This is a genomic window from Aeromonas sp. QDB31 (genome assembly GCF_027707605.1).
Lineage (GTDB): Bacteria > Pseudomonadota > Gammaproteobacteria > Enterobacterales > Aeromonadaceae > Aeromonas > Aeromonas media.
Genome location: NZ_JAPCIX010000006.1, coordinates 91,420 through 117,303 on the forward strand (window position 1 = coordinate 91,420; position 25,884 = coordinate 117,303).

The following is a 25,884-nucleotide window of genomic DNA, read 5'->3' on the forward strand; positions in this document are numbered from 1 at the left end:
TGCATCGAGGGGAGCCTGGCTCCCCTTTTTCATACCCGTTCATGGCCGATGCTTCATGTCACTGCGCATCTTCTATCACCCCCACTACTCCGCCCTGACACTGCCCGAGCGTCACCGCTTCCCCCTGGCCAAGTACCAGGCGCTGTTTGAACGCCTCGTCTCCCTCGACTATCCGCTGGCACAGGCCGCCCCTGCCAGCCGTGAGCAGATAGAGAAGGTGCACGATGCGGCCTATGTACAGGCCGCCCTCACCGGTACCCTCGATGAAGGGGCCATTCGCCGGCTCGGCTTTCCCTGGTCTCCCCTGCTGATTGAACGTACCCTGCACTCGGTCGGCGCCACCCTGGCCGCCAGCCGCCACGCCCTTGCGCAGGGCTGCGGACTGCAGATTTCCGGCGGCTACCACCACGCACACCGGGGGTTTGGCAGCGGCTTCTGCCTCTTCAACGATCTGGTGATCGCGGCACGAACCTGCCTGGACGAGGGACTCTGCGAGCGGGTACTGATCGTGGATCTCGATGTCCATCAGGGAGATGGCAGCGCCGCCCTGTGCACGGGCAGCCGTGACATCATCACCCTCTCCCTGCACGGAGAACACAACTTCCCCCGCCACAAGCCGGCCTCCCATCTGGACTTTCCCCTGCCAAGCGGCATGGAGGACGACGCCTATCTCGAGACCCTGAACCAGGCCCTCGCCCTGGCTCATCGCCTCTACGCCCCCGACTTCATCCTCTATCAGGCCGGGGTGGATGTGCACCGGGACGACGAGCTGGGCTACCTCTCCCTGAGCGACTCCGGCGTGCGCCAGCGCGATGCCATGGTCTTTGACTCTGCGCTTCGCCACGGGCTGCCCATCACCGCCGTACCGGGCGGGGGTTATCGGCGAGACTGGCAGCAGTTGATCCCGCTGCACCTCTCGCTCTTTGAAGCAGCAAGGCACCGGTTTGGTTGAGCGGCACCGCCCGGCCCATGATGAAAAAAGGCGACCCAAGGGTCGCCTCTTCTATATCCGTGCGCAGGGATGATGACGCCGTCTGCCCTCAGGCATGGGCCATCGGCGTCGGGTGCTCGCCCATCTTGCGCAGCAGCATCAGCAGATAGACCAGGGAGACCCCGGCAATCACCATGAACAGCAGATGATCCGAGTAGTGCTGCATCAAGAGCGCCGTCAGGGTCGGCCCGAGCAGGCTGCCGATGGTGTAGCTCAGCAGCAGCGCCTGGTTCATGGCCACCAGTTGATGCTGCTCCACCTTCTCGCAGGCCCAGGCCATGGCCACCGGATAGAGCGTGAAGCCCGCGGCCCCCAGAATGAACAGCGTCGGTCCCATGGCCGCGTTGCCGAGCATCGCCATGGCCCCCAGGATCACCACCAGCACCTGTACCCGCAGCACCGGCAGGCGCCCGAAACGATCCGCCAGACGCCCCACCGGCCATTGCCCCAGGATGCCGGCGCTCACCATCACCGCCATCCAGTAGCCGATGGCCCCGTCGCTCACCCCCTGGTGGTTCAGATAGAGCGGCATCAGACCATAAAGCACCCCCAGCACGATGCCGGAGAGGATGCAGCCGTTCACCCCCAGACGCGCCTGACGCAGGCGCAGCATCGGCCAGACCGGAGTCCTGGCCTGGTGGTTGCCTGACGGACTGGCGATGCGGGTGAACAAGAGCGGCAGCATGGCCGCCAACACCAGGGCGGTCACCCAGGGCAGCACCGCCATCAGCGACGTCGGCACCTTGCTCACCAGCAGTTGCCCAAGCACAGTGCCCACGTAATAGACCATCATGTAGGCGGCCAGCAGGCGACCCCGATTGCGGGCGTTGCCGCTGCACATCAGCGCGCTCTCCACCACCACCCAGATCATGGCGCAGCCGACCCCGGCGATGAATCGCCAGGCGAGCCAGCTCCAGAACGCCAGGGTCATGCCGAGCCCGACGCAGCCTGCGGCAAAGAGCGCACTGGCCAGGTAGTAACTGCGATTGAAGCCGCAGCGGGCGATGAGTCTGCCCGCCAACAGGGTTCCCAGCAGGTTGCCGGTGAAATAGGAGGAGCCGACCATGCCGACCTGCCAGGTGGGCAGATGCTCATGGGCGAGCCAGAGCGGCACCAGGGTATTCAATACCGCGATGGCCAGGGTCAGCAACAGCAGGCCACAGAGCAGGAGCAGCACCGGGCGGGAGTATGTGGTCATGGATAGAACCGTGGGGAGAGGCAAAATGCGAGCGCATCATGCCACCGCCTGTGCCTTTGTCAATCGGCACTGAGGCCGGGTCGCAAGGTTTTTCTGCCCACCGTGATGGCAACGCGGCACGGCCCTCCCCTGACGGGAGCCTCATCCCCTTGATTGGCCGACACCTTGGTCATGATGAGGGGAAGCGGGCGGTTGAATATCGACTCTGTGCCTCCCTCACGCCAGAGCGCCATGACCAGAAGAGGCGGCCCAGGGCCGCCTCTTCTTTCTAACAAGCACAACCTATCTTGCACAACGCCGGTCAGCGCTGACGCTTCTTGGCGTACTTGCGACGAGCCCGGGCCTGGCGCTCCTCTTCCCGCTCCGCCTTCTCCCTGGCTTTCTGCTCAGCCTCGGCCTGGGCTTCCACTATCTCGACGCTCACCATCTCTGGCGTCTCCAGGGAGATACGCCCCAGCATGCCGGACCGGAATTCATTGACCAGGATTTCCGAGGCCTTGTGCAGATCCGCAAGCCCCCCCTTGCGCATGAAGCCGCGCTGACGGGCAATGAGATCCAGCAGCTCGATCTCGGTCTCCGGCAGCTCGCTCAGCTGGTAGCGTGCCTTGATGCGCTCCGGATAGGCCTTGATGAAGTAGTCGGCGGCAAACATGGCGATGTCGGCGTAATCGAAGACGGTATCCTTGATGGCCGCCGTGATCGCCAGTCGATAACCGCAGGAGGGCGGGTTGAGCTTGGGCCACAGGAAGCCAGGGGTGTCCGTCAGGATGACGTGGTTGTCGAGCTTGATCCGCTGCTGGGACTTGGTCACCCCCGCCTCGTTGCCGGTCTTGGCGATGATGCGCCCCGCCAGGGTGTTGATCAGGGTGGACTTGCCCACGTTGGGGATGCCCATGATCATGGCGCGCACCCCGCGCAGCTCGAAGTTGCGCTCCGGCAGCATCTCGTGGCACAGGGTCAGCAACTGCTTGATTTTCTCCGGCTCCTGCTGGGTCAGGGGCAGTGCCTTGATCCCCTTCTCCTGCTCCATGTGGGCCACCCACAGCGCGGTGATCTCGGGGTCGGCAAGGTCTGCCTTGTTGAGCACCTTGATCACCGGCGTCTCCCCGCGCAGCTCCGGCACCAGGGGGTTCTCGCTGGAGAAGGGGATGCGGGCGTCGAGCATCTCGATGATGACATCGACCTGGGGCATGACCTCTGCAATCTCTTTGCGGGCCTTGTGCATGTGGCCGGGGAACCAGTTGATGGACATATCCGTTACTCTCTCATTGGCATGCGGTCCCCTCTCGGGGCTGCGGGCGCTCGGGGTTGCGGGTGCGTGGTGATGCGCCAGACCGCTGGCACTCATCGCAAGGGGGCGCATTTTACCTGCTGCGGCCCCGATTTGACAGGCTATTCTGGCCGGGTGTTGTCACCCGGGTGGCCGGATGCCCACCACGCCACCGGGAGGTGAGTGGCAAAACACAATCAACATAACCCATTGATATAAGATAACATTTGCAAGGCGCTTTCACCGTATTGTCATCTCTCTTCACTAAAAGTGTCATCTGCCCCCTCTAGGCTGCGCTCAGGTTTCACAAGGAGCGAACCCCAATGAGAAAGATGGCAGGAATTGCAGTGATGATAGGCGCCGCCCTGGCCGCCGGCTGCAACTCCAACAACGACAGCAACACCCCGGAACCCAGCGCCAAGAACGTGATCTTCTTCCTCGGCGACGGCATGGGTCTCAACACCCTCACCGCCTCCCGGATCTATGGCGTCGGCGAAGAGGGCAGCCTCACCATCGACACCCTGCCGGAAACGGCCTTCATCAAGACCTTCTCCCACGATGCCCAGGTGACCGACTCGGCCCCCTCCATGGCGGCCTACATGACCGGGGTCAAGAGCAACAACGGCGTCATCAGCATGGACAGCGACGCCACCCAGGAGAGCGATTGCAGCCAGAGCGGCGGCAAAGCGGTGACCACCCTGCTGGAGCTGGCCAAGGCCGATGGCCGTGGCACCGGCGTGGTCACCACCACCCGGGTCACCCACGCCACCCCGGCCGCCACCTATGCCCATATCTGCAACCGGGACCTGGAGGCTGATATCGCCGTCCAGATGGTGCCGGGGGGCAGCGGTTACAACAGCGCCCTGAAAGAGGGGCTGGACGTGGTGCTCGGGGGCGGCAGCGGCTTCTTCCTGCCCAGCGCCGACAAGGGCAAGCGGACCGATGGTCGCAACCTCATCGACGAGATGAAGGCGAAGGGCTATCAGTTTGCCGCCACCCTGGACGAGCTGAACCAGGCCGATGCGAGCAAGCCGCTGCTGGGCCTGTTTGGCTCAAGCCACATGAAATATGACCTGGACCGGCCCGCCAGCGAGCCGTCACTGGCCCAAATGACCCTGGCTGCCATCAAGCAGCTCAAGGGCAAAGAGAAGGGCTACTTCCTGATGGTGGAAGGGGGGCGCATCGACCACGCCCTGCACGACACCAACGCCAAGCGCGCCCTGCAGGATACCCTCGCCTTCGACAACGCCATCCAGGCCGCCATCAATGAAGTGAAGAAAACCGATCCCGAGCTGAAAAACACCCTGATCGTGGTCACCGCCGACCATGACCACACCCTGGTGCTCAACGGGTACGCCAAGCGCACCGGCAAGACCACGGCAGGCAATGCGGGCGTGCTCGGGCTGGTGAAGAACTACGAGACCGGCGAGCCGAGCAAGGATAGCGATGGCATGCCCTACACCATCATCGGCTTTGGCAACGGCTACAACCGGGTGGACGGCCCGCGCAGCAGCGTGGCGGCCCTCGACGACGCCACCGTCTCCGCCGACGACTATCACCAGGAGGTGGTGGTCAAGGTGGGCGAGATAGGCAACGAGACCCACGGCGGTACCGATGTCTTCCTCGGCGCCATCGGCCAGGGAGCGGAGCGCTTCCACGGCTCTCTCGACAACACCGCCGTGTTCGGCAAGATCAAGGCTGCGGCCAAGCTGTAAGGGATTATCAGGATGAACATCACCATGAAAAAGACGCTGGTCTGCACCGCCCTGCTCGGCACGCTTGGCGGCCTCTCCCAGGCGCACGCCGCCGATGCCAAGAACGTCATCCTCTTTATCGGTGACGGCATGGGCCCCACAGTGCTCACCGCCACCCGCCTGTTCAAGGTGGGGGAAGAGGGGGAGCTCGAGATGATGAAACTGCCCCAGAGCGCGCGCATCAAGACCTTCTCCCACGATGCCCAGACCACGGACTCCGCCCCCTCCATGGCGGCCTACACCACCGGCGTCAAGATGAACAACGAGGTGATCGCCATGAGCAGCGACACCAGGGCCGTGGCACCGTCCAAGGATGCCAACGGCAACAAGGGCATCAACAACTGCACCAGCGACAACGGGAGCCCGGTGCCCACCATTCTCGAGCTGGCCAAGGCGGCGGGCAAGTCGGTGGGGGCCGTCACGACCACGGAGCTGACCCATGCCACCCCGGCGGCGACCTATTCCCATATCTGCCACCGGGATGCGGCCTACGCCATCGCCGAGCAGGCGGTACCGGGCGGCGCCGGCTTCAACCAGGCGCTGGGGGATGGGGTCGATGTGCTGATGGGGGGCGGCGCCAACCACTGGACGCCCTACAGCGCCAGCAACAAGGGCGGCCGGGCCGACGGCCGGGATCTCACCGCCGAGCTGACCGCCCGGGGCTACCGCTATGTCACCACCAAGGATGAGCTCTCTGCTGTCAACTCGGGCAAGGTGCTGGGGCTGTTCAGCACCAAATCCCACCTCGACTACGAACTGGACCGCGTCGCCAAGGGGGCGGCCAGTACCCAGCCGTCCCTCTCCGAGATGACCGCCAAGGCGATCGATCTGCTCAGCCAGAACAGCCAGGGCTACTTCCTGATGGTGGAGGGGGGACGTATCGACCACGCCCTGCATGCCACCAACGCCAAGCGATCCCTGACCGATGCGGTGGCGCTGGACGAGGCGATCAAGACGGCCCTCGGCAAAGTGGATTTGAGCGATACCCTGATCGTGGTCACCGCCGACCACGACCACACCATGACCATCAACGGCTATTCAGCCAAGGGCAACAAGGTGCTGGATCTGGTCAAGAACGCCGATGGCTCGACCCAGAACGACGCGGACGGCAAGCCGTTCACTACCCTGGTATTCGGCAACGGCCCCAACCGCCAGGACCAGCGTCCCACCCTCACCAGCGATGAGGTGATGGCGGATGACTACCTGCAGGAGACCGGGGTCAAGCTCGGCTCCGAGACCCACGGCGGCGGCGATGTGATGCTGTTCGCGGATGGCGCTGGCAGCGGCCGCTTCAAGGGCACCCTGGACAACACCCTGGTGTTCGGCAAGCTCAAGGAGGCGCTCGGTCTATAAGGCACAGGGCCCGGTGTCACGCCGGGCCCTCTCCTGACGAGCGATCAAGCATGATGCGATTGTTACTTTCGATATGGCTCCTTGGCTGTACTCTTTCCTTTCCCCTACTGGCCGATGAGGCACCCGATCTGGCCGCCCGCATCCGCTATCAGGACAGGATCACCGGCAGCGATGGCATCGCCAGAGAGAGCGTCTGGCAGGAGAAGTGGCTGCGAGTGGGCAACCAGGTGTGGAGCCAGCGGCTCATCCCTCTGCCCCTTGCCCGAGCCTATCACGCCACTCACGACGCCACGCCCGGCCACAAGCACTTTACCCACCAGATGGCGGCGCGCTGGGTCACCCTGGATGACGGGGGCGACCTGCAACTGCGCTACGCCGACGCCTGGCACAACCAGCTGGTGGAGGTGCCGCCGGAAGAGTATGGCCAGGTGGCCTTCAAACCGGATTGGGAGCGGATCCGCTACCTCGTCAACCCGGCCCTGCTGCAGGAGATGACCCCCCTCGACGAGGCGGCCCCCGAGCAGGCCCGCTGGTACGAAAAGCGCGAGGGCAAGCAGCGCACCCGCATCCTCTGGTCGAGCCGCTGGCAGTTGCCGCTGGTGGTGGAGTCGGCGAGCCTCGACGGCTACCGCAGCTACCGGATGGAGGTGGCCCTCAAACCCCTGCCAAGGCAGTTGCCCTGGCAACAGCTCGACGGCTACCAGACCCTGGATCTGCGCGACTTCTTCGACTGACCCACCCTCTTCCCCCAATGGGTTGGCTGACTTGGGGTAACGGGATGTTACACTCTGTGTACTCATCCCTGACCCGGCCTTCTATGCGTCTTCCCCTACTGCTTTTATTCTGCTGCGCCCTTCTCCTCCCGGGCCCCGGCGCCCACGCCGTGGTGGTCATCGCAGCCGAGATCCCCCCTTATGTCATCCGCTCCCAGCAGGGGGCCCCGAGCGGCATGGCCATCGAGGTGCTGGAAGAGGCGGCCCGCCGCCTTCAGGAGCCGCTGGAGATCGAGCTGATGCCGCTGGCCCGCGCCCTCAGCCAGACCCGCCACCGCCCGGATGTGCTACTGCTGCCGCCAGCCAGAAATGCCCAGCGCGAGCCCCTGTTCCTCTGGATTGCCCCCCTGCTGGAGGAGGCCTTCGTGCTGGTCAGCCACCGCCAGCACCACCCGGCCCCCCTCTCCGTCAAGGAGGTGGCCGGCCTGACCCTGGGGGCCTTGCGCGGCTCTCATGGTCAGAGCCTGATCCAGCCTCTGGAGGGAGTGACCCGGGAGCTGGTCACCGAGGAGGTCAGCAACGCCAGCAAGCTGGCGAGGGGTCGCATCCAGGGCTGGGCGGTGGCCTGGAATACCGCCCGTTACAACCAGCAGCGGGCTGGCTTGCCCCTGGCGGATCTGGTGCGCGGCGACACCCTGCAACAGAGCGCCCTCTATCTGGCCGCCAGCCCGCTGTTTCCTGCGGCAGAGGCGCTGCGCTGGCGCAAGGCGATTGAGGGAATGCGCGAGGATGGCAGCCTGGCACGCATCCTCAAGCAGTACGATTATCAGGCGCCCTGACACCGGCCGGGCATTTGCCAAAGCCATTCAGAATGGTTATGGTATCCCCATGAAAGCGCTCATGATTTTTTCCAGCCTGCTCACACCCCGTTGAGCCCCCGCCCTCGCCCCTGACCGCGAGTCGCTCGGGGGCATCGCGTTTGCGATCTATTCTCACAATCCGAACCCTTTTTCGACCAGCTTGCCCGTCATCCTGGTCCTATCAGCCATTGATAAGGAATACCCAATGCAACAGCCTCATCTCGTCATCTCCAGCCTGGATCTGGATCGCATCGAGCAACTGCTCGGCAACCACCCGCAACACCTGGCCCTGCAGGAGGAGCTGGACCGCGCCGAGATCCGCGACCCGGCCGACATGCCGCCGGACGTGGTGACCATGAACAGCACGGTGCGCTTCAAGATGCAGAACAGCGGCAACGACTTCTGCCTGACCCTGGTCTACCCGAAGGACGTGCAGGGGGACGAGTCGAAGATCTCCGTGCTGGCACCGGTCGGTAGCGCCCTGCTGGGATTGAAGGTGGGTGACAGCATCGCCTGGCCGGGCCCGGCCGGGCGCACCATCCAGGTGGAGATCCTGGAAGTGGTCTATCAGCCGGAGCGCGCGGGCGAGCTGCACCGCTGACCGGGCCGGGGACGCTCTGCCCGCCACCGAGACGAGCAGAGCGTACCCTTCCTTTTATTGCCGCCCGTGTATTGCCGCCCGCGCCCCATGCCCAGACGGGGCGTGCATCGCCGCCTCATCCTGTTCAGACGTTCTCCTCCCCCTTGAGCCAAGTGGCGAGCGGGAGTATCTTGTTGGCCCCGCCAGCGCCCTGGCCGCAGATTTCAGGCTGACATCATGATTAAGATTGCCCTCATCGACGATCACCAGATCGTCCGCTCCGGCTTTGCCCAGTTGCTCAATCTCGAACCCGATCTGCGGGTGGTCGCCGAATTTGGCTCCGCCGCCGAGGCCCTAGCCGGGTTGCCCGGCAGCGGGGCCCGGGTCTGCGTCTGTGATATCTCGATGCCCGACCAATCGGGGCTGGAGCTCCTCAAGCAGCTCCCCTCCGGCCTCGCGGTAGTGATGCTCTCGGTCCACGACAGCCCGGCCCTCATCGAGCAGGCGCTGCAGACCGGTGCCAAGGGATTTCTCTCCAAGCGTTGCAGCCCGGATGAGCTGATCGCTGCCGTGCGTACCGCCGCCCAGGGGGGCTGCTACCTGACCCCGGATATCGCCCAGAAGCTGGCCAACAGCAGCCGGGATCCCCTCACCAATCGGGAGCGGGAGATTGCCCAGTTGCTGGCCCAGGGGCTGGAGGTGAAGAGCATCGCCGAGCAGCTCGGTCTCTCCCCCAAGACGGTGCATGTGCACCGCGCCAACCTGATGGACAAGCTCAAGGTCAGCAACAACGTCGAGCTGGCCCACCGCATGCTGGATAGCTGGTGATCTCCCGTCTGGCCAGCTATGTCGCCATCGCGCTGGCGGCCAGCTTCATCTTTGCCGCCGGCTGGTTTTGCCTCTGGAGCATCAGCCTGCATCTGGCGGGTGGCCCGGCGCTGGCGGTGCTGCTGTTCCCCTTTGGCCTGCGCCTCGGGCTGCTGCTGCAAAGTCCCGGCCACTACTGGCCGCCGCTGTTGCTGTGCGAAGGGCTGTTGCTCTTCTGGCTCAATCAGGAGGTGGGGCTGCCCCACTGGCCATGGCTGGTCGCCGGCAGCCTGCTCACCCTGTTGCCGCTGTTCATTGCCCGTCGCCAGCAGGTACGCAACGACTGGCAACAACTGTTGCTGCTGCTCGCTACCGTCACGGCGGCGGCGCTGTTGCAAGCCCTGCTCTGGCATCTGGCGGGAGAGGATGGCCTCTCGGCCCTGCTGCTCAGCCTCACCGGCGGTCTCACCCTCACCTCCACCTGCATGCTGATCTGGCACTACCTGACCCGCGCTACCTGGGTGCCGCTGGGGCCTGCGCTGGTGGATCAACCGGTGGACTGGCGTTTTCGCCATCTGGTCTGGTACCTGTTGCTGTTCGTATTGAGCCTCTGGCTGCAACTGGGGTTGCCCAACTCGCTGGTGCGCTTCACGCCGTTTTGTCTCGCCATCCCCATCATCGCCATGGCGTGGCGCTACGGCTGGCAGGGGGCGCTGCTCGCCACCCTGATGAACACCATCGCCCTGCTGGCGAGCCAGGCCTGGCATGATCACCCCCTCGACCTGCTGCTCTCCCTGCTGGCACAGAGCCTCACCGGCCTGCTGCTCGGCGCCGGGATCCAGCGCCAGCGTGAGCTCAATCAGGCGCTGACCCGCCAGCTCGCCCACAATCGCCAGCTCACCGAGCGGCTGCTGGAGACCGAGGAGAGCATCCGCAAGGAGGTGGCGCGCGAGCTGCACGACGACATCGGCCAGACCATCACAGCCATTCGCACCCAGGCGGGCATAGTGCGCCGGCTCGCCCCCGATAACGCCGGGGTAGGCCAGAGCAGCGCACTTATCGACACCCTGTCGCTCGGGATCTACGACGCGGTGCGCGGCCTGCTCGGGCGACTGCGCCCGCGCCAGCTCGACGACATGACCCTGGAGCAGGCGGTACGCAGTCTGCTGCGGGAACTGGAGCTGGAGCGCCGCGGCATCGTTACCCGACTGGAGTGGCAGTTGGCGGATGGGGATCTCTCCGATGCCCAGCGGGTCACCCTGTTTCGGGTCTGTCAGGAGGGGCTCAACAACGTGGTCAAACATGCCAACGCCCACTCGGTCACCATCCGCGCCCGGGCCAGCGGCGAGCAGTTGCAACTGGTGCTGGAAGATGATGGCCGCGGCCTGCCACAGAGTCGCCCGCAGCAGGGCTATGGCCTGCTCGGCATTCGCGAGCGGGTGCAGGCGCTCGGGGGCAGTCTGCAACTCTCCTGCATCCACGGCACCCAGCTGACGGTCAACCTGCCCAGTCGCAGACGGGAGGAGAGTCATGACTGATCACCACCAGAGGGCCAGCCTGTGCTGAGTTTTATGAGAAGCGCGCCACCTCAGCCACTCATTCGTGATCAGGCCGAGATCGACGCCACCTATCGTCACTGGCGGCTGCACCTGCTGCTGACCATGTATCTGGGCTACGCGGTCTTCTACTTCACCCGCAAGAGCTTCAACTTCGCCATGCCGGACATGCTGGCGAGCGGCATGCTGGACAAATCCGACATCGGCATGCTCTGGACCCTGTTCTACATCACCTACGGCTGTTCCAAGTTCTTCTCCGGCATCATCAGCGACCGCGCCAACCCACGCTACTTCATGGGGATTGGCCTGATGGCGACCGGCGTCATCAATATACTGTTCGGCCTCTCGTCGGCACTCTGGATGTTTGCCGCCCTCTGGGTCGCCAACGCCTTCTTTCAGGGCTGGGGTTGGCCCCCCTGCTCCAAGCTGCTCACCAGCTGGTATTCGCGTACCGAGCGCGGGGTCTGGTGGTCGGCCTGGAACACCGCCCACAACGTCGGCGGGGCACTCATCCCCCTCATCGTCAGCACCATTGCCCTGCAGCATGGCTGGCGCTACGGCATGATAGTGCCAGGGGTTATCGCCATCGTCGCGGGGTTGTTCCTCTGCTGGCGGCTGCGGGATACACCGGCCGCCATGGGACTGCCCACGGTGGGAGTGTGGCGCAATGATGCCATGGAGCTGGCCCAGCAGACCCAAGATGCGGGGCTCTCCCACCGCCAGATCCTGCGCAAATATGTGCTGGGCAACCCCTATATCTGGCTGCTGGCCTGCTGTTACGTGCTGGTTTATGTGGTGCGCACCGCCATCAATGACTGGGGCAATCTCTATATGACCGAGCAGCGCGGCTTCAATCTGATGAGCGCCAACTCGGCCATCTCCATGTTCGAGGTGGGGGGCTTTATCGGGGCCCTAGTGGCGGGCTGGGGATCGGACAAGCTGTTCAACGGCAACCGCGGGCCCATGAACCTTATCTTTGCGGTGGGGATCCTGCTGGCGGTGGGATCGCTGTGGCTGATGCCCTTCTTCAGCTACGTGATGCAGGCGGCCTGCTTCTTCACCATCGGCTTCTTCGTGTTTGGCCCCCAGATGCTGATCGGCATGGCGGCGGCGGAGTGCTCTCACAAAAACGCGGCTGGGGCGGCCACCGGCTTTGTCGGACTGTTTGCCTACATGGGGGCGGCGCTGTCGGGCTATCCGCTCGCCAAGGTGATGGAGATCTGGCACTGGAACGGCTTCTTCGTGGTCATCTCGGTGGCGGCCGGGGTCTCGGCCCTGCTGCTGCTCCCCTTCCTCAAAGCCCAGGCACCGCGAGCCCTCGTCACCGAGCCGGGCTGATCACAACAGCTCAGGCCGGCAGGCAGACCCGGTTCTTGCCGCTGCGCTTGGCCCGATAGAGGGCGCGATCCGCCTGACCGAACAGGGTATCGAGATGCCAGCCCCGGGCATAGGGCACCAGCCCCAGGCTGGCGGTGACCTGGATGCCGTCCAGGGGCAGCGTCGCTATCCCCTGGCGGATCTGCTCGCAGCGGGCCTGCTGGGCCAGGGCATCCCCCTCGGGCAGCAGCAGCACGAACTCCTCGCCGCCGAAGCGACTGGCCACCAGATCCCCCTGACCGGCCAGATAGGCACCCACTGCCGCCAGTACCCTGTCCCCCACCTCGTGACCGTGACGATCGTTGATCTGCTTGAAGTCATCGAGATCCAGCACCACCAGCGCCCCCTGTTTGGGTGCAGTCACACAGCGCTCCATAAAGCCACGCCGGTTGAGCAGGCCCGTCAGGGGATCCTGGCTGGCCTGCCGACGCAGGGCCAGTGCCCGGTACTGGGTACAGAGCAGCAACACCCCGAAGGTGGAGAGGTAGTTGCCCATCAACATGGAGAGAAAGGGCAGTACATTGACCACGTGCTTGTCCATCAGCACCCGCGCCTCGCCGCTGAGCAGGGAGCCCATGCGCACCAGGTTGAAGCCATAGAGCAGAATGTTGACCACGGTAAACACCAGCACCGCCGGCAGGTAGGCCGGATAGCCATGACGCCAGATGAGCACCACCACCACGGCCCCCAGCACCATGTAGCTCAGGCAGGCCAGCAACACCCTGGGGGCCATATGGTCGTTGAACAGCACGCTCCAGCAGAGGAACAGCAGGTAGATCAGCATGAAGAGTGCGAAGGCCCGCCAGTTCGGCGACTCGCCGAAGAAGCGTTGCAGCGCCAGTGGCATCAGGGCGATACAGAGGGTGATGAGCAGGTTGGCCAGCCAGATCCCCGCCATGTGCGGCGCGAACACCTGCAGGAAGAACAGCGACTGGGCCGCCAGGGCACAGAGGCTGGACCACCACCAGAGTCCGAGGCCCGGGATCTCCCTGTGGGTCGACCAGATGATGGAGAGGGTGATGAATCCCAGACCGTAGCCCCCGAGGGCCATGAACATCAGTGTGAATATGTCCAGATTGAGCAGAATTGAGGCGTCCATTCCCGAACCTTCCAATGGGGATGGCTGAGTATATGGGAAGCCCATGACAAGACACAGAGGGAGCCTTCTGGCGCAATAAAATATTTTCCGGGTCTCCGCTTGGCCGCCCCGCCACCCAGCCTGATGCCATGCACTTAAGGTTCGTTCGGCCCCAGATATCCCGCTTGCCATACAGCAAAATGCCTGCCAACTATTTTTGCACTTGAACCCGCGCCATTAGATAGATATGTTGTTTTCATGTGGTTTTATGAGCCGTGCCACGAGGAAAAAACGTCACTAACCTATTGAGTCGTCTGACACAATCGGATTTTGGTACATTTTTCACTCAACCCACGAAGAATAGAATCCCATATGGGGCTTTTGCCTCAATCAAGACAATAATCCTGTCTTGCCTGTTGCCGGATGCAGCAGTCTCTTGTGCCACGGAGTCGCACGGGAGCAGGTTCAAGGCCGAACACACTTACGACAGAGACGTCACTTATGATCAAAAAACTCATTCTTTCTACCCTGCTGCTGTGCGGGCTCGCCAATGCCGCTCCCAGCTCTACCCTGGATGCCGTACTGGAGCGCGGTGTGCTGCGGGTCGGCTTCGACGCCGGCTATCAACCCTTCGAGATGACCAACAAGCAGGGCCAGTACATCGGCTTCGACGTGGATCTCGCCAAGATGGTCGCCAAAGAGATGGGCGTGAAGGTGGAGTTCGTCAACACCGCCTGGGACGGCATCATCCCGGCCCTGCTGACCGACAAGTTCGACGTCATCATGGGCGGCATGACGGTCACCCCCCAGCGCAACCTGCGCGTCAACTTCGCCGATCCCTACATCGTCGTGGGCCAGACCATAGTCCTGCGCAAGGACAAGGCGGGCGAGATCAAATCCTTCCAGGACCTCAACGATCCCAAGTACAAGATCGCGGTCAAGCTCGGCACCACCGGCGAGCAGGCGGTCAAGCGCATGATCCCCAAGGCCACCCTGCTGCAGTTTGAAACCCAGGACGACGCCAAGCTGGAAGTGATCAATGGCAAGGTCGACGCCTTCGTCTACGACCTGCCCTACAACGCCATCTTTGCCTCCCAGAACACCGGCGCCGTGGTGCACCTGGACAAGCCGTTCACCTTCGAGCCGCTGGCCTGGGCCATCCGCAAGGGGGATCAGGACACCCTCAACTGGTTCAACAACTACCTGCGCCAGATCAAGGGCGACGGCAGCTACGACCGTCTCTACAAGAAGTGGTTCGAATCCAACGCCTGGCTGAACCAGCTCAAATAACCTCTCAAGGGGCGGCTCGCCGCCCCTTCACGCAGACTCCCACACAATAACGACAAGAGAGGTTGTGACAGTGATCAACCCCAAAATCACAAGACAGATGGAAAAACAGCCCAACCTGCTGCTCTGGCACGGGGTCTTCCTGCTGATGGTGCTGGCCGCCATCTTTGGCATCTACAAGGCCGTGCAGGCAGTGGATTACACCTGGCGCTGGGAACGCATTCCCCAGTACATCGCCTACCAGGCCGAGCAGAAACAGTACGCAGAATTTGACGGCACAGTGGTGACCGGCACCACAGCCGCAGAGAAGGGGCAACTCTTCCTGCAAGACGATCTCGACCCCAACCGTCGCCAGGCCATCGCCAGCACGGGCGCCCAGGTTGCCGAAGGGGATACCGTCTTCCTCGGTGACACCCTGGATGTGCAACTGAGCTGGACCGCCGGTCCCATCGCCTGGGGTGTCTGGGTCACGGTCAAGCTCTCCCTGGTGGCGGGCGTCTTCGCCATCCTGCTGGGCACCCTGGCGGGCCTCGCAAGACTCTCCCCCAATCCCGCCCTGCGCAACCTGGCGGTCACCTATGTGGAGCTCATTCGCGGCACCCCGCTGCTGGTGCAGATCTTCATCGTCTATTTCTTTATCGGCACTGTACTCAATCTGGATCGCTTCACCGCCGGGGTGGCGGCGCTCGCGGTCTTCACCGGCGCCTATGTGGCCGAAATCGTGCGGGCCGGCATCAGCTCCATCCACAAGGGGCAGATGGAGGCGGGCAGAAGCCTCGGCATGACTGCGGCCCAGACCATGCGCTACGTGATCCTGCCCCAGGCATTCAAGCGGGTGCTGCCGCCGCTCGCGGGCCAGTTCATCAACCTCATCAAGGACTCCTCCCTGGTCTCGGTCATCTCCATCACGGATCTCACCAAGGCGGGACGGGAGGTGGTCAGCTCCACCTTCAGCCCGTTCGAGGTGTGGTTCACCGTGGCCCTGCTCTATCTGGTGCTGACTGGCACTCTCTCCTTCCTGGTACGCCGTCTGGAGGTGAAATATGCGCGCAGCAACTGATCCCATTATCAACGCTCAACCTGTGTCGAGAAGTGCTGCCATCACCGGCACGCCCCGCGCCTTCCTGGTACGCCGTCTGGAGGTGAAATATGCGAAAAGCAACTGATCCGATTATCAAAGCGAGCGGTGTAGAGAAGTTCTACGGCACCGAGGTGCACGCCCTCAAGAACGTCAGCACCCAGGTAGCGGAAGGAGAAGTGGTGGTGATAGTGGGTCCGAGCGGATCCGGAAAATCCACCTTCCTGCGCACCCTCAACCAGCTCGAGACCATCAACGACGGCCATATCGAGGTCGATGGTATCAGCCTGACCGAGCCCGGGGATGTCAACAAGCTCCGGGAAGAGGTGGGCATGGTGTTCCAGTCCTTCAACCTCTTCCCCCACTTGAACGTGCTGGACAACATCAGCCTCGCCCCCCAGAAGGTGCGGGGGTTGTCGCGCAAGGAGGCCGAGGACAGAGCCAAGGCGCTGCTGTTGAAAGTGGGGCTGTCCAACAAGGCCCAGAGCTACCCGTCCCAGCTCTCCGGCGGCCAGCAGCAGCGGGTGGCCATCGCCCGGGCGCTCGCCATGCAGCCGCGCATCATGCTGTTTGACGAGCCCACCAGCGCCCTGGATCCCGAGATGGTGGGCGAGGTACTGGACGTCATGAAGGGCCTGGCCAAAGAGGGCATGACCATGGTGGTGGTGACCCACGAGATGGGCTTCGCCCGGGAAGTGGCGGACAGGGTGCTGTTCATGGAGAGCGGCGAGCTGCTGGTAGACGAGAAGCCCACCGACTTCTTCGACAATCCCCCCTCCCCGCGTCTGCGCCAGTTCTTGAGCCAGGTGCTCTGACGCTGACAGCCGTAGAAAGCAGAAGAGGGAGCCCATGGCTCCCTATTCTGCTTACATTCCCGGCATGATCACCCGGGTCAGCGCCCCTGACGTTTCCCCTGCGACAGGCTCTCGCCATCTGACGATCCGCCGCACGGACGGAGCAAGGATGTTAATGAAATTTTAAATTCATTCGGTATGCTGGAACCCAACTGGTCCAACCGGATGCCTCACATGGATGTGCAACTGCTGCTGCTCTACCTCTCCCCCGTCTTTCTGGCCTTCGTCGGCTGGGAGATGCTCTATCTGCGCAAACACGGCGCGGCCTTTCCCACCGCCACCTACCAGTGGCGGGACCTGTTCGCCAACGCCGCCCTGGCGCTGATGCATCAGGGGGGCGATGCCCTGACAGCCATCGCCATCGCCTACCTCTATGACGCGCTGTGGGGCTGGCGGCTGCTGGATATCGAGCTGAACCTCTGGAGCGTGCTGCTGCTCTTCCTGTTGCAGGATCTCTGCTACTGGCTGTTCCACTTTGCGAGCCACCATGTGCGCTGGCTCTGGGCCTCCCACGTGGTGCACCACAGCTCGGAGCGGCTCAACCTCTCCACCGCCTTTCGCCAGAGTCTGATGTACCCCGTCTCCGGCATGTGGCTGTTCTGGATCCCGATGATCCTCATCGGCTTCCCCCCCGAGGCCGTGGTCGCCACAGTGCTCCTCAGCCTGGGCTTCCAGTTCTTCGTCCACACCCAGGTGGTGGGCAAGCTCGGCAAGCTGGAGTGGATCCTCAATACCCCTTCCCACCACAGGGTGCACCACGCCAGCAACGCCAAGTACATAGACCGCAACTTCGCCGGGGTGCTCATTATCTGGGATCGGCTGTTTGGTACCTTCGTGGAAGAGGACCCCACCGAGCCCTGTCGCTTCGGTATCACCAAGCCCGTCCACAGCTTCAACCCCCTCACCCTCACCTTCCACGAGTGGCGCGACATGCTGCGCGACGCCCGCGGCCTGCCCTGGTCAGAGAAGCTCAAGGTGCTGTTTGGCAAACCGGCGGGCCCGGGGAACACCTGAGCCACACGCCACAAAAAAGAGAGCGCCCTTGGGCGCTCTCTTGCATTTGATCGTCAGGTCCCTCAGACGTGGGCAAAGGACCAGATGGCGGGCACCAGGCTCACCAGGGTTATCCCGGCCAGCAGACGCTCGCGCAGGCTGAGCCGCTGTTCCGCCCCGAGCTGACGGCGACTGTAGAGAAACAGCAGCAGACCCGGCCCGTAGAGCAACAAGGAGAGCAGCAGGTACTCCACCCCGGCGGCATAGAGCAGCCAGAGACCGTAACCGCTCGACACCAGCGCCACCGCCCGCACCAGGCCATTGCCCTCTCCACTCAAGGAGAGCTTGAGCAGGAAGAGGCCGATCAACAGATAGGGCACCAGTATCATGGAGGTGGAGATGAGCAGCAGGTTGGTGTACCCCTTGCCGAGCAGCCACACCAGCAACAGGCAGCCCTGCACCGTCAGGCTGGTGAGCCAGAGCGACGCTATGGGGGTGCCGTTGCGGTTCTGGCGCCGGAAGATGGCCGGGAAGGCGCCGTGACGGGCCGCGCTGAAGGGCACTTCGGCCGAGAACAGGGTCCAGCTCACGTAGGAGGCGAGCACCGAGACGATGAGACCGATGCTGATGAGCACCTTGCCCCAGGAGCCCGTCATCTGGGCCATCAGCCCCGCCATGGAGGGGTTGGGCAGGGCCGCGAGCTCGGGGCGACTCAATATCCCGAGCGCCAGCACCGAGATGAGCACATAGAGCAGCAGCGCCAGCACCACCCCCAGCACGGTGGCCGTGCCCACGTCCCGCTTGTTTCTCGCCCGGGCCGACAGCACCGCCGCCCCCTCGATGCCGGTGAAGACCCAGAGGGTGATCAGCATGGTATTGCGCACCTGCTCGGAGACCGGTACCGCCAGGGTGCTGCCCTGCTGATCCGCCGCGAAGGTGACCGGATCGAACCAGTAGCAGGCGAACAGGATGAACAGCAGCAGTGGCAGGCTCTTGGCCAGGGTCGCCACCAGGTTGAACAGGGCCGCCTGCTGCACGCCGCGGGCCACCAGCAGGTGCACCGCCCAGAGGATGCAGGACTCGCCGATGAAGGCGGCCAGGGTGTTGCCCTCGCCAAACCAGACCCGCTCCGGCGTATCGACAAAGCTGCCCAGCGCCGCGAAGGCGATCACCAGATACCCCACCACGCCGATGGTGGCACAGAGCCAATAGCCCCAGGCAGAGAAGAAGCCCACCAGATCGCCAAAGCCGGCGCGGGCATAGCTGTAGATGCCGCCATCGAGATCCGGTCTTAGCCGCGACAGATAGAGGAAGCTCGCGGCCAGGGCCAGAATACCCACCCCGGTCACGCCCCAGCCGATCAGCACGGCGCGGGCACCGGCCACCTCGGCCATGTTCTGGGGCAGGCTGAAGATCCCCGCCCCCACCATGGAGCTGAACACCAGGGCGGTGAGAGACCAGAGGCCTATCTTGCTCTCTTTCATGGGATCTCCTTAGCGCAGCCGGCTGGCCAGTGCCTCAATGTGTTCCGGGCCTATGCCGCAGCAGCCACCGATGAGGGAAGCCCCGGCACCGCGCCAGCGCTCGGCCCAGCCAAGGTAATCCAACGGCCCCAGATCGGCGCGGATCTCGTCCAGGCCGTCGTTGGCGGTGGCTTCCTTGGGCTGGGGCGGGAAGGCGTTGGCATAGGCGCCGAGGCGAACGTCGGTGCGCCCCTGGGCCTGCAACACGGCGCCGGCTACCTTGAGCGCCCCTTCGATCACCTCGGGCTGGCAACAGTTAAACAGGATGGCGTCCACCCCGGCCGCCACCAACGCGGTCACAGCATCCTCCACCCGCTCCCCGGAGCGCAGGGTGGGTTCGCTCCCCGGCGCCTCGTCCTCCAGGGTGAAAGAGACCCAGAACGGCTTGCCATCGCCTGGCAGCAGAGCCTTGAGGGCCAGCGGCTCGGCGATGAGGCTCATGGTCTCCGCCAGCCAGAGATCCACGTGGGGGGAGAGCGCCCGAACAAGCGGGGTCGCCAGCTCGCTCACCCGTTCTGCCTGATACAGATCGGCGCGGTAGGAGCCAAACAGCGGTGGCAGTGAACCGGCCACCTGCACCGCGCCCCCCTGGTCGTCGGCTACCTCCCGCGCCAGCTGGCCGGCCAGCGCCGCCAGTCTCTCCCCCTCGGCGGCGAAACGCTCAGCACCGATATGAAACGGCACCAGGGCATAGCTGTTGGTGGTGATGACCCGGGCGCCGCTCGCCGCATAGGCCTGATGCACCTCACGCACCGTCTCTGGCGCCTCCATCAGGGCCAGGGCCGACCACTCTGGCTGGCGAAACGGTGCGCCCCGCCGTGCCAGCTCACGCCCCATGCCGCCATCCAGTACCCACAAATCCTTTGTATCCATCTCTGTCTCTCTGCGTGTCCCCGTCATGACGGGTGTTTATTGTGTGAAAAGACATTAAGCCATCAAAACATCTAGACGGCTATATGTCCTATGCATCATGGCGCAAAGCAGAGGGAGAGGCAATCGGGAACTAGGAACAAATCCGGGCAAGCTCAGGATGACAGTGGCAAAGGGAAGCCCCTCGTCCTCGCCACCCTGGGCCCCGGTCCATGGGCCTGAATGACAAGAGGCCACCCCGGGGGGTGGCCTCTTGTGAAGCATGATGGGCTGGCGACTCAGCGCCCTGCCAGTACCCGCTTGGTCTGCTTGACCCAGTCGGAGACGCGCCCCTGCTGGGGATACCCTTGCCAGATCTGCTCCCACTGGGCCGGACTCAAGGGGCGGCCCAGGCGGCGCTGCACCCCGGCATAGAGGTAGTCGTGAGCCGTGGTACGGGCCTGGGCCGAGGTGAGGAATTTGGCCACAGGATCGGTCAGGCGCACGTCCCGCATGCCGAGCAGCGGATAATCGCTGTGCACCGCCGCCAGCATGGTTTCACGCATGGCAGATTCTATGTAGCCACGGGCGAACAGGGCGGTCACCGACTCCAGTGACCCCTGATCCGGGCCATGGTACTCCTCATCGAACACCGGACTGGGTTCCGCCACCGCACTCTGCACCACGGCATCGGGATCCGGCTGCGGCGCCACCGCCACAGCCTTGGGGGCTACGGGCTTGGGGGCGGCGGCGGGTTTGCGGGGCGCGCTCTGGCTGCAGGCCCCCAGCGCAAGGGCAAGCGCCACGCAGGCGAGCGCACGGGAATAAGACGGCATCTTCATGACTCCTTGATAACTCCTTTCACGATTCCAGGGCGGGTTTCTCGGCCAGCACAGGCTCCACCCGGGTGACCAGCAGCTGGTCGATCTTGTAGCTGTCGATGTCGACGACTTCGAACTTGTAGCCCGCGTATTTCACCGAATCGGTACGCTTGGGGATCTTGCGCAGCATGAACATGATGAAACCGGCGATGGTCTCGTAGTTCTGACTCTCCGGGAACTCCTCGATGTCGAAGGCCCGCATGACGTCGGAGATGGGAGTGACCCCGTCCACCAGCCAGGAGTTCTCGTCCCGCTGGACGATCTGCTCTTCCACCACGTGAGTGGCCCACTCCCCCATTACGGTGCTCATCAGGTCGTTCATGGTGACGATGCCCACCACCAGGGCGTACTCGTTCATCACCACGGCGAAGTCGCCCCTGTGGTTCTTGAAGTACTCCATCGCCTCGTAGAGGTTCAGGGTGTCGGGGATGATGATGACACTCTGCACCAGGGATCCGCTGTTGAGATCGATGCTCTGGCCGCTGATGACGCGGATCAGCAGCTCCTTGGCGTCCACGAACCCCTTGATGCTGTCGAGGTTGTGGTCGCACACCAGGAACTTGTTGTGGGGATGCTCGGCAATCTTGGCCTTGATGCTCTCCTCCCCCTCTTGCAGGGTGAAGTAGATGAGGCTTTCGCGCGCCGTCATGGCGGAGGTGACGCCGAGGGACTGCAACTCGAACACGTTCTCGATGAGCTGATGCTCCTCTCGCTGGATGACACCGGCCTCGGCGCCCGCGTCCATCACCGCATAGATATCGTCCGAGGTGATCTCGTCGTTGCGCACCATGGAGACCCGCAGCAGGCGGAACAGGGCGTTGGCCAGACCGTTGAAGAACCACACCAGCGGCATCAGCAGGGTCACGCACAGCAGCATGGGGCGCACCACCACCACGGCGATCCGCTCCGGCATCGTCATGGCCAGACGCTTGGGCATCAGATCGGCGATCAGGATAAACATGCCGGTGACGAACACGAAGGAGGCCGCAGAGCTTATCTGGCCGAGCCAGGGGCCCTGATAGAAGCCGGCGACGAACTGCTTGATGGCGGGGTTCAGGGCGGATTCGCCCAGGATGCCGCCCAGGATGGCGACGGTATTGAGGCCAATCTGCACCACGGTAAAGAAGTTACCCGGCTGGGCCTGCAGGGCCAGCACTTTTTCGGCATGGCGATTGCCCTCGTCTGCCATCACCTGCAACTTGATCTTGCGGGAGGCGGCGAGAGAGATCTCGGAAAGCGAGAAGAACACACTGCCGGCGACCAGCAGCATCAGAAAGAACAAACTATCGGCAAAACTCATGATTAACCTATTGCGACAGCCGCCTTAGCACAAGACGGCAAACTGGGCCCGGGAAACCGGACCGTGACTCCATCCGGGACTCACACAGGGGCAATATTCTAGCAGAAAAGCGCCCCGTGGGGCGCGTTATCTTAAGCCGCCCCTCAATGCAATAAAAAAGGCGCCTAACGCGCCTTTTTATTCATCGTGGATTCAATGCTTGCCGAGCAGGTCGCTCAGTTCATCCGCCTTGGTGTGGCGTACGTCCTTACCCTTGACGTAATAGACGATGTATTCGCAGATGTGCTGGCAGCGATCGCCGACCCGCTCGATGGCGCGCGCCGCCCACAGGACGTTGAGTACCTGGGGGATGGTGCGGGGATCTTCCATCATGTAGGTCATCAGCTCGCGGATGATGGACTCGTACTCCCGGTCCACCTTGTCGTCTTCCTTGTAGACGGTGATGGCCGCCTCCAGATCCATGCGGGCGAAGGCGTCGAGCACGTCGTGCAGCATCTTGATGGTGCGACGGCCCATGTTCTCGAGCGACACCAACGGCGGCTGCGGCTTGTTGGCGTTGTCGGTCAGCATGCGGGCTATCTTGTCCGCCACATCGCCGATGCGCTCCAGATCGGTGATGGTCTTGATGATGGCCATCACCAGGCGCAGGTCGGACGCGGTAGGCTGGCGCTTGGCGATGATGCGGGTGCACTCCTCGTCTATGGCCACTTCCATGGCGTTGACCTTGTGGTCGTTGGCCACTATCTTGCGCGCCGCATCCAGATCCTGGATGTGAATGGCGGAGATGGCGTCGGTCAGCTGCTGCTCCACCAGACCGCCCATCACCAGCACCTGGTTGCGCACGTTCTCGAGCTCGGCATTGAACTGACCGGAGATGTGTTTATTGAGGTTCATATTGTCCATACAAATAATCCTTGTTGCTCCGATTATGCCTTAGCCGTTGAACCGACCGCCAATCTGTTTCTTGTGGTTCATGTCAGTCATCCTCATCTCTTAGCCGTAACGACCGGTGATGTAGTCCTCGGTCTTCTTCTTGGCCGGGGTGGTGAAGATGGTGTTGGTGTTCGAGTACTCGATGAGCTCGCCCATGTACATGAAGGCGGTCTGATCCGACACCCGCGCCGCCTGCTGCATGTTGTGGGTCACTATCACCACGGTGAACTGGCTCTTGAGCTCGTTGATCAGCTCCTCGATGGTGAGGGTGGAGATGGGGTCGAGCGCCGAAGTCGGTTCATCGAGCAACAGCACTTCCGGCTCGATGGCGATGGCACGGGCGATCACCAGACGCTGCTGCTGACCACCTGAGAGGCCGAACGCGTTGTCGTGCAGGCGATCCTTCACCTCTTCCCACAGGGCCGCGCCGCGCAGTGAGCGCTCGGCCGCTTCGTCCAAGGTGCGTCTGTCATTGATGCCCTGCAGGCGCAGGCCATAGACCACGTTCTCGTAGATGGATTTCGGGAAGGGGTTAGGGCGCTGGAACACCATCCCCACCTGACGGCGCAGGGCGGAGACATCCACGCTCTTGTCGTAGATGTTGTGACCGTGCAGCTGGATCTCCCCCTCGATGCGGCAGATCTCCACCAGATCGTTCATCCGGTTGATGCAGCGCAGCAGGGTGGACTTGCCACAACCGGACGGGCCGATAAAGGCGGTGACCTGGCCTTTGGGGATCTTCATGTTGACGTTGAACAGCGCCTGCTTGTTGCCGTAGTACAGGTTGAGATCCTTGACCTCCAGGGCAGTCTGCTCCGGGCTCAGGTTGAGCAGGTCCAGGGCGGTATGCTGGGTCGAAGTCGGTGTTACGTTGATCATCTGTTACCTCAAATCAGTTCAAGGTGGCCGGATACACTCCGGCGACCATCATGCTGTTGATGGCGGCCGCCGGGCCGCGCATCTCTTGTCTCAGGGGGTGGCTGGATTAATGTTCCAGCGACCGGAATTTCTCGCGCAAGTGGTTACGGATACCGATAGCCGTCAGGTTGAGTCCCACGATCACCGTCACCAGCAGGAAGGAGGTGGCGTAGACCAGGGGCCGCGCCGCCTCGACGTTCGGGCTCTGGAAACCGACGTCATAGATGTGGAAGCCCAGGTGCATGAACTTGCGCTCTACGTGCAGGTACGGGAAGTTGCCATCCATCGGCAACGTGGGAGCAAGCTTCACCACCCCTACCAGCATCAGCGGCGCCACTTCACCGGCCGCCCGGGCGATGGCCAGGATGAGGCCGGTCATGATGGCCGGGCTCGCCATCGGCAGCACTATGCGCCACAGGGTCTCGGCCTGGGTGGCACCCAGTGCCAGGGAGCCCTGACGAATGGTGCTCGGGATCCGGGCCAGCCCCTCTTCGGTGGAGACGATCACCACCGGCAGGGTCAGGATGGCCAGGGTCAGCGCCGACCAGATGACACCGGGGGAGCCAAAGGTCGGGCTCGGCAGCGCTTCCGGGTAGAACAGCTGGTCCAAGGAACCACCGAGCGTGTAGACGAAGAAGCCCAGACCGAACACGCCGTAGACGATGGAGGGCACACCCGCCAGGTTGATCACCGCGATGCGGATGATCTTGGTCAGGCTGTTCTTGCCGGCGTACTCGTGCAGGTAGACAGCGGCCACTACGCCAAGGGGCGTCACTATGATGGCCATCAGCAACACCATGAAGACAGTGCCGAAGATGGCCGGGAAGACGCCGCCCTCGGTGTTGGCCTCACGGGGATCGTCGGAGACGAACTTGCCAATCTGATGGAACCAGTGACCGACCTTGGCGGGCAGGCTCATGTCGTTGGGCCAGACCACGTCCAGCACCTTGGACATGGGCATGGTCACCTGCTCGCCACGCATGTCCTTGACCGTGATGGCGTCTCTGTCCGCCTGGGCACGCAGGGAGAAGAGTTCCTTCTCCAGCACCTGATAGCGATCGTTCAGGGCCTGACGCTGCGCGGCGAGATCCGCCTTGAGCGCGTCGGTCAGCTCCCCTTCCAGCTCCGCCTTGCGCTCCTTGAGGCGCAACTTCTCGAGCTGATAGTTGATGCTGCCGATGTCACCCTTTTGCAGATCGTTGGCCTGTTCCGACAGGGCGTTGGCTCGGGCCAGCACCCGCTGCAAGGCTGGATGCATATCCTGGGTCAGCTCGCGGCCATCCTCTTTCACCGAGGTGATGTAACCGTAGAAGTTGCCGTTGGTGGTGCGCTCGACCATGGCGAGCTCGGCGGGCTGGGTACGGGACTTGATGTCGGTCTCCAGCACCCAGCGAAAATCGAGATCGACGAACTCACGGTTGCCGGTCTTGACCAGATAGCGGGTCAGCAGCTCGCGCTCCTCCCCCTCCAGTGCCTGACCCGCCGCGCGCAGCCGCTCCACCGGCACCATCTCGCGGTCATTGATCTCGCCGATCAGCACGCTCTTGTTGCCGCTGGCGTCCTCAAGCTGCCACTCATAGATGGGGTGCGGCCAGAAATAGACCAGACCGCGCCAGCCGATCAGCAACAACAGACCCAGTACGGCCACCAGACTCAGGCTGACGGCACCGCCCGTCATCCAGATCCAGGGGGCCCCCGATTTAAACCACTTACCCATTGTCGATTCCTTAG

24 protein-coding genes are annotated in these 25,884 nt (G+C 63.3%); 14 read left to right on the top strand and 10 right to left on the bottom strand.

Annotated elements, in window-relative coordinates:
* Positions 1 to 55 precede the first annotated feature (55 nt).
* Positions 56 to 952 carry a histone deacetylase family protein gene (locus PG898_RS08495; protein WP_052814635.1) on the top strand — a complete coding sequence of 299 codons (897 nt, stop codon included), beginning with the start codon at positions 56 to 58 and terminating at the stop codon, positions 950 to 952.
* Between the two features lie 88 nt (positions 953 to 1,040).
* Here the strand turns inward: PG898_RS08495 and PG898_RS08500 are convergent, their stop codons facing one another.
* Both PG898_RS08500 and ylqF read right to left on the bottom strand, forming a co-directional pair.
* Positions 1,041 to 2,189: an MFS transporter gene (locus tag PG898_RS08500; RefSeq protein WP_069785252.1), complete on the bottom strand. Its 1,149-nt coding sequence runs from the start codon at positions 2,187 to 2,189 to the stop codon at positions 1,041 to 1,043.
* A 301-nt stretch (positions 2,190 to 2,490) separates the two neighbouring features.
* On the bottom strand, positions 2,491 to 3,441 hold the full coding sequence (ylqF, locus tag PG898_RS08505) for a ribosome biogenesis GTPase YlqF (protein ID WP_049636849.1): 951 nt from the start codon (positions 3,439 to 3,441) through the stop codon (positions 2,491 to 2,493).
* 341 nt (positions 3,442 to 3,782) lie between these two features.
* Here ylqF and PG898_RS08510 point away from each other — a divergent pair, with 341 nt between their 5' ends.
* From PG898_RS08510 to PG898_RS08545, 8 genes are all read left to right on the top strand, one after another.
* Positions 3,783 to 5,174, top strand: a complete 1,392-nt coding sequence (locus tag PG898_RS08510; protein ID WP_270823785.1) for an alkaline phosphatase — start codon at positions 3,783 to 3,785, stop codon at positions 5,172 to 5,174.
* Between the two features lie 24 nt (positions 5,175 to 5,198).
* The gene (locus tag PG898_RS08515) at positions 5,199 to 6,566 is read left to right on the top strand and encodes an alkaline phosphatase (protein WP_270823784.1); all 1,368 of its coding nucleotides are present in this window, start codon (positions 5,199 to 5,201) and stop codon (positions 6,564 to 6,566) included.
* A 50-nt stretch (positions 6,567 to 6,616) separates the two neighbouring features.
* On the top strand, positions 6,617 to 7,300 hold the full coding sequence (locus tag PG898_RS08520; protein WP_270823783.1) for a hypothetical protein: 684 nt from the start codon (positions 6,617 to 6,619) through the stop codon (positions 7,298 to 7,300).
* 83 nt (positions 7,301 to 7,383) lie between these two features.
* Positions 7,384 to 8,118: a substrate-binding periplasmic protein gene (locus PG898_RS08525; protein ID WP_270823781.1), complete on the top strand. Its 735-nt coding sequence runs from the start codon at positions 7,384 to 7,386 to the stop codon at positions 8,116 to 8,118.
* Between the two features lie 226 nt (positions 8,119 to 8,344).
* Entirely contained in the window at positions 8,345 to 8,740 is a 396-nt protein-coding gene (rnk, locus tag PG898_RS08530) for a nucleoside diphosphate kinase regulator (RefSeq protein ID WP_041206035.1), read from the top strand.
* Between the two features lie 216 nt (positions 8,741 to 8,956).
* The gene (uhpA, locus tag PG898_RS08535) at positions 8,957 to 9,547 is read left to right on the top strand and encodes a transcriptional regulator UhpA (RefSeq protein WP_171273576.1); all 591 of its coding nucleotides are present in this window, start codon (positions 8,957 to 8,959) and stop codon (positions 9,545 to 9,547) included.
* Positions 9,544 to 11,064: a signal transduction histidine-protein kinase/phosphatase UhpB gene (uhpB, locus tag PG898_RS08540; RefSeq protein WP_270823776.1), complete on the top strand. Its 1,521-nt coding sequence runs from the start codon at positions 9,544 to 9,546 to the stop codon at positions 11,062 to 11,064. Before uhpA ends, uhpB begins: the two co-directional genes overlap by 4 nt.
* A 21-nt stretch (positions 11,065 to 11,085) precedes the next feature.
* Positions 11,086 to 12,420, top strand: a complete 1,335-nt coding sequence (locus PG898_RS08545; protein WP_182788467.1) for an MFS transporter — start codon at positions 11,086 to 11,088, stop codon at positions 12,418 to 12,420.
* A gap of 10 nt (positions 12,421 to 12,430) precedes the next feature.
* Here the strand turns inward: PG898_RS08545 and PG898_RS08550 are convergent, their stop codons facing one another.
* Positions 12,431 to 13,558, bottom strand: coding sequence for a GGDEF domain-containing protein (locus PG898_RS08550; protein WP_270823775.1), 1,128 nt, complete (start codon positions 13,556 to 13,558; stop codon positions 12,431 to 12,433).
* A gap of 480 nt (positions 13,559 to 14,038) precedes the next feature.
* On the opposite strand from PG898_RS08550, the gene PG898_RS08555 reads away from it, so the two are divergent.
* From PG898_RS08555 to PG898_RS08575, 5 genes are all read left to right on the top strand, one after another.
* Entirely contained in the window at positions 14,039 to 14,827 is a 789-nt protein-coding gene (locus tag PG898_RS08555; protein WP_042649645.1) for a transporter substrate-binding domain-containing protein, read from the top strand.
* A 97-nt stretch (positions 14,828 to 14,924) separates the two neighbouring features.
* Positions 14,925 to 15,884, top strand: a complete 960-nt coding sequence (locus PG898_RS08560) for an amino acid ABC transporter permease (RefSeq protein WP_005330345.1) — start codon at positions 14,925 to 14,927, stop codon at positions 15,882 to 15,884.
* Positions 15,868 to 15,990, top strand: coding sequence for a hypothetical protein (locus PG898_RS08565; protein ID WP_263684702.1), 123 nt, complete (start codon positions 15,868 to 15,870; stop codon positions 15,988 to 15,990). The genes PG898_RS08560 and PG898_RS08565 overlap by 17 nt, the downstream gene beginning before the upstream one ends.
* Entirely contained in the window at positions 15,974 to 16,717 is a 744-nt protein-coding gene (locus PG898_RS08570; RefSeq protein ID WP_041206038.1) for an amino acid ABC transporter ATP-binding protein, read from the top strand. The genes PG898_RS08565 and PG898_RS08570 overlap by 17 nt, the downstream gene beginning before the upstream one ends.
* A 213-nt stretch (positions 16,718 to 16,930) precedes the next feature.
* Positions 16,931 to 17,770, top strand: a complete 840-nt coding sequence (locus tag PG898_RS08575) for a sterol desaturase family protein (protein WP_270823774.1) — start codon at positions 16,931 to 16,933, stop codon at positions 17,768 to 17,770.
* A 62-nt stretch (positions 17,771 to 17,832) separates the two neighbouring features.
* Here the strand turns inward: PG898_RS08575 and PG898_RS08580 are convergent, their stop codons facing one another.
* The 7 genes from PG898_RS08580 to pstA all read right to left on the bottom strand — a co-directional run bounded on the left by PG898_RS08580 (position 17,833) and on the right by pstA (position 25,870).
* Positions 17,833 to 19,233 carry a basic amino acid/polyamine antiporter gene (locus PG898_RS08580; RefSeq protein WP_270823773.1) on the bottom strand — a complete coding sequence of 467 codons (1,401 nt, stop codon included), beginning with the start codon at positions 19,231 to 19,233 and terminating at the stop codon, positions 17,833 to 17,835.
* A 9-nt stretch (positions 19,234 to 19,242) separates the two neighbouring features.
* Positions 19,243 to 20,145: a homocysteine S-methyltransferase family protein gene (locus tag PG898_RS08585; RefSeq protein WP_270823772.1), complete on the bottom strand. Its 903-nt coding sequence runs from the start codon at positions 20,143 to 20,145 to the stop codon at positions 19,243 to 19,245.
* A 275-nt stretch (positions 20,146 to 20,420) separates the two neighbouring features.
* The gene (locus PG898_RS08590; protein WP_270823771.1) at positions 20,421 to 20,963 is read right to left on the bottom strand and encodes a hypothetical protein; all 543 of its coding nucleotides are present in this window, start codon (positions 20,961 to 20,963) and stop codon (positions 20,421 to 20,423) included.
* Positions 20,964 to 20,982: 19 nt separating this feature from the next.
* Positions 20,983 to 22,302 (bottom strand): hemolysin family protein, encoded by a 1,320-nt coding sequence (locus tag PG898_RS08595; protein WP_041206040.1) that lies wholly within the window; start codon positions 22,300 to 22,302, stop codon positions 20,983 to 20,985.
* A gap of 192 nt (positions 22,303 to 22,494) precedes the next feature.
* Positions 22,495 to 23,205, bottom strand: coding sequence for a phosphate signaling complex protein PhoU (gene phoU, locus PG898_RS08600; protein ID WP_139751100.1), 711 nt, complete (start codon positions 23,203 to 23,205; stop codon positions 22,495 to 22,497).
* A gap of 90 nt (positions 23,206 to 23,295) precedes the next feature.
* Complete coding sequence (gene pstB, locus PG898_RS08605) at positions 23,296 to 24,114, bottom strand: phosphate ABC transporter ATP-binding protein PstB (protein ID WP_005328825.1); 819 nt, start codon at positions 24,112 to 24,114, stop codon at positions 23,296 to 23,298.
* Positions 24,115 to 24,220: 106 nt separating this feature from the next.
* Positions 24,221 to 25,870 carry a phosphate ABC transporter permease PstA gene (gene pstA / locus PG898_RS08610; RefSeq protein ID WP_042649945.1) on the bottom strand — a complete coding sequence of 550 codons (1,650 nt, stop codon included), beginning with the start codon at positions 25,868 to 25,870 and terminating at the stop codon, positions 24,221 to 24,223.
* Between the last annotated feature and the right edge of the window lie 14 nt (positions 25,871 to 25,884).

Coding starts and splice junctions, on each gene's coding strand:
- PG898_RS08495 (WP_052814635.1), top strand. CDS start 56: ATGTCACTGCGCATCTTCTATCACCCCCACTACTCCGCCCTGACACTG.
- PG898_RS08500 (WP_069785252.1), bottom strand. CDS start 2,189: ATGACCACATACTCCCGCCCGGTGCTGCTCCTGCTCTGTGGCCTGCTG.
- ylqF (WP_049636849.1), bottom strand. CDS start 3,441: ATGTCCATCAACTGGTTCCCCGGCCACATGCACAAGGCCCGCAAAGAG.
- PG898_RS08510 (WP_270823785.1), top strand. CDS start 3,783: ATGAGAAAGATGGCAGGAATTGCAGTGATGATAGGCGCCGCCCTGGCC.
- PG898_RS08515 (WP_270823784.1), top strand. CDS start 5,199: ATGAAAAAGACGCTGGTCTGCACCGCCCTGCTCGGCACGCTTGGCGGC.
- PG898_RS08520 (WP_270823783.1), top strand. CDS start 6,617: ATGATGCGATTGTTACTTTCGATATGGCTCCTTGGCTGTACTCTTTCC.
- PG898_RS08525 (WP_270823781.1), top strand. CDS start 7,384: ATGCGTCTTCCCCTACTGCTTTTATTCTGCTGCGCCCTTCTCCTCCCG.
- rnk (WP_041206035.1), top strand. CDS start 8,345: ATGCAACAGCCTCATCTCGTCATCTCCAGCCTGGATCTGGATCGCATC.
- uhpA (WP_171273576.1), top strand. CDS start 8,957: ATGATTAAGATTGCCCTCATCGACGATCACCAGATCGTCCGCTCCGGC.
- PG898_RS08550 (WP_270823775.1), bottom strand. CDS start 13,558: ATGGACGCCTCAATTCTGCTCAATCTGGACATATTCACACTGATGTTC.
- PG898_RS08555 (WP_042649645.1), top strand. CDS start 14,039: ATGATCAAAAAACTCATTCTTTCTACCCTGCTGCTGTGCGGGCTCGCC.
- PG898_RS08560 (WP_005330345.1), top strand. CDS start 14,925: ATGGAAAAACAGCCCAACCTGCTGCTCTGGCACGGGGTCTTCCTGCTG.
- PG898_RS08565 (WP_263684702.1), top strand. CDS start 15,868: ATGCGCGCAGCAACTGATCCCATTATCAACGCTCAACCTGTGTCGAGA.
- PG898_RS08570 (WP_041206038.1), top strand. CDS start 15,974: ATGCGAAAAGCAACTGATCCGATTATCAAAGCGAGCGGTGTAGAGAAG.
- PG898_RS08575 (WP_270823774.1), top strand. CDS start 16,931: ATGGATGTGCAACTGCTGCTGCTCTACCTCTCCCCCGTCTTTCTGGCC.
- PG898_RS08580 (WP_270823773.1), bottom strand. CDS start 19,233: ATGAAAGAGAGCAAGATAGGCCTCTGGTCTCTCACCGCCCTGGTGTTC.
- PG898_RS08585 (WP_270823772.1), bottom strand. CDS start 20,145: ATGGATACAAAGGATTTGTGGGTACTGGATGGCGGCATGGGGCGTGAG.
- PG898_RS08590 (WP_270823771.1), bottom strand. CDS start 20,963: ATGAAGATGCCGTCTTATTCCCGTGCGCTCGCCTGCGTGGCGCTTGCC.
- PG898_RS08595 (WP_041206040.1), bottom strand. CDS start 22,302: ATGAGTTTTGCCGATAGTTTGTTCTTTCTGATGCTGCTGGTCGCCGGC.
- phoU (WP_139751100.1), bottom strand. CDS start 23,205: ATGGACAATATGAACCTCAATAAACACATCTCCGGTCAGTTCAATGCC.
- pstB (WP_005328825.1), bottom strand. CDS start 24,114: ATGATCAACGTAACACCGACTTCGACCCAGCATACCGCCCTGGACCTG.
- pstA (WP_042649945.1), bottom strand. CDS start 25,870: ATGGGTAAGTGGTTTAAATCGGGGGCCCCCTGGATCTGGATGACGGGC.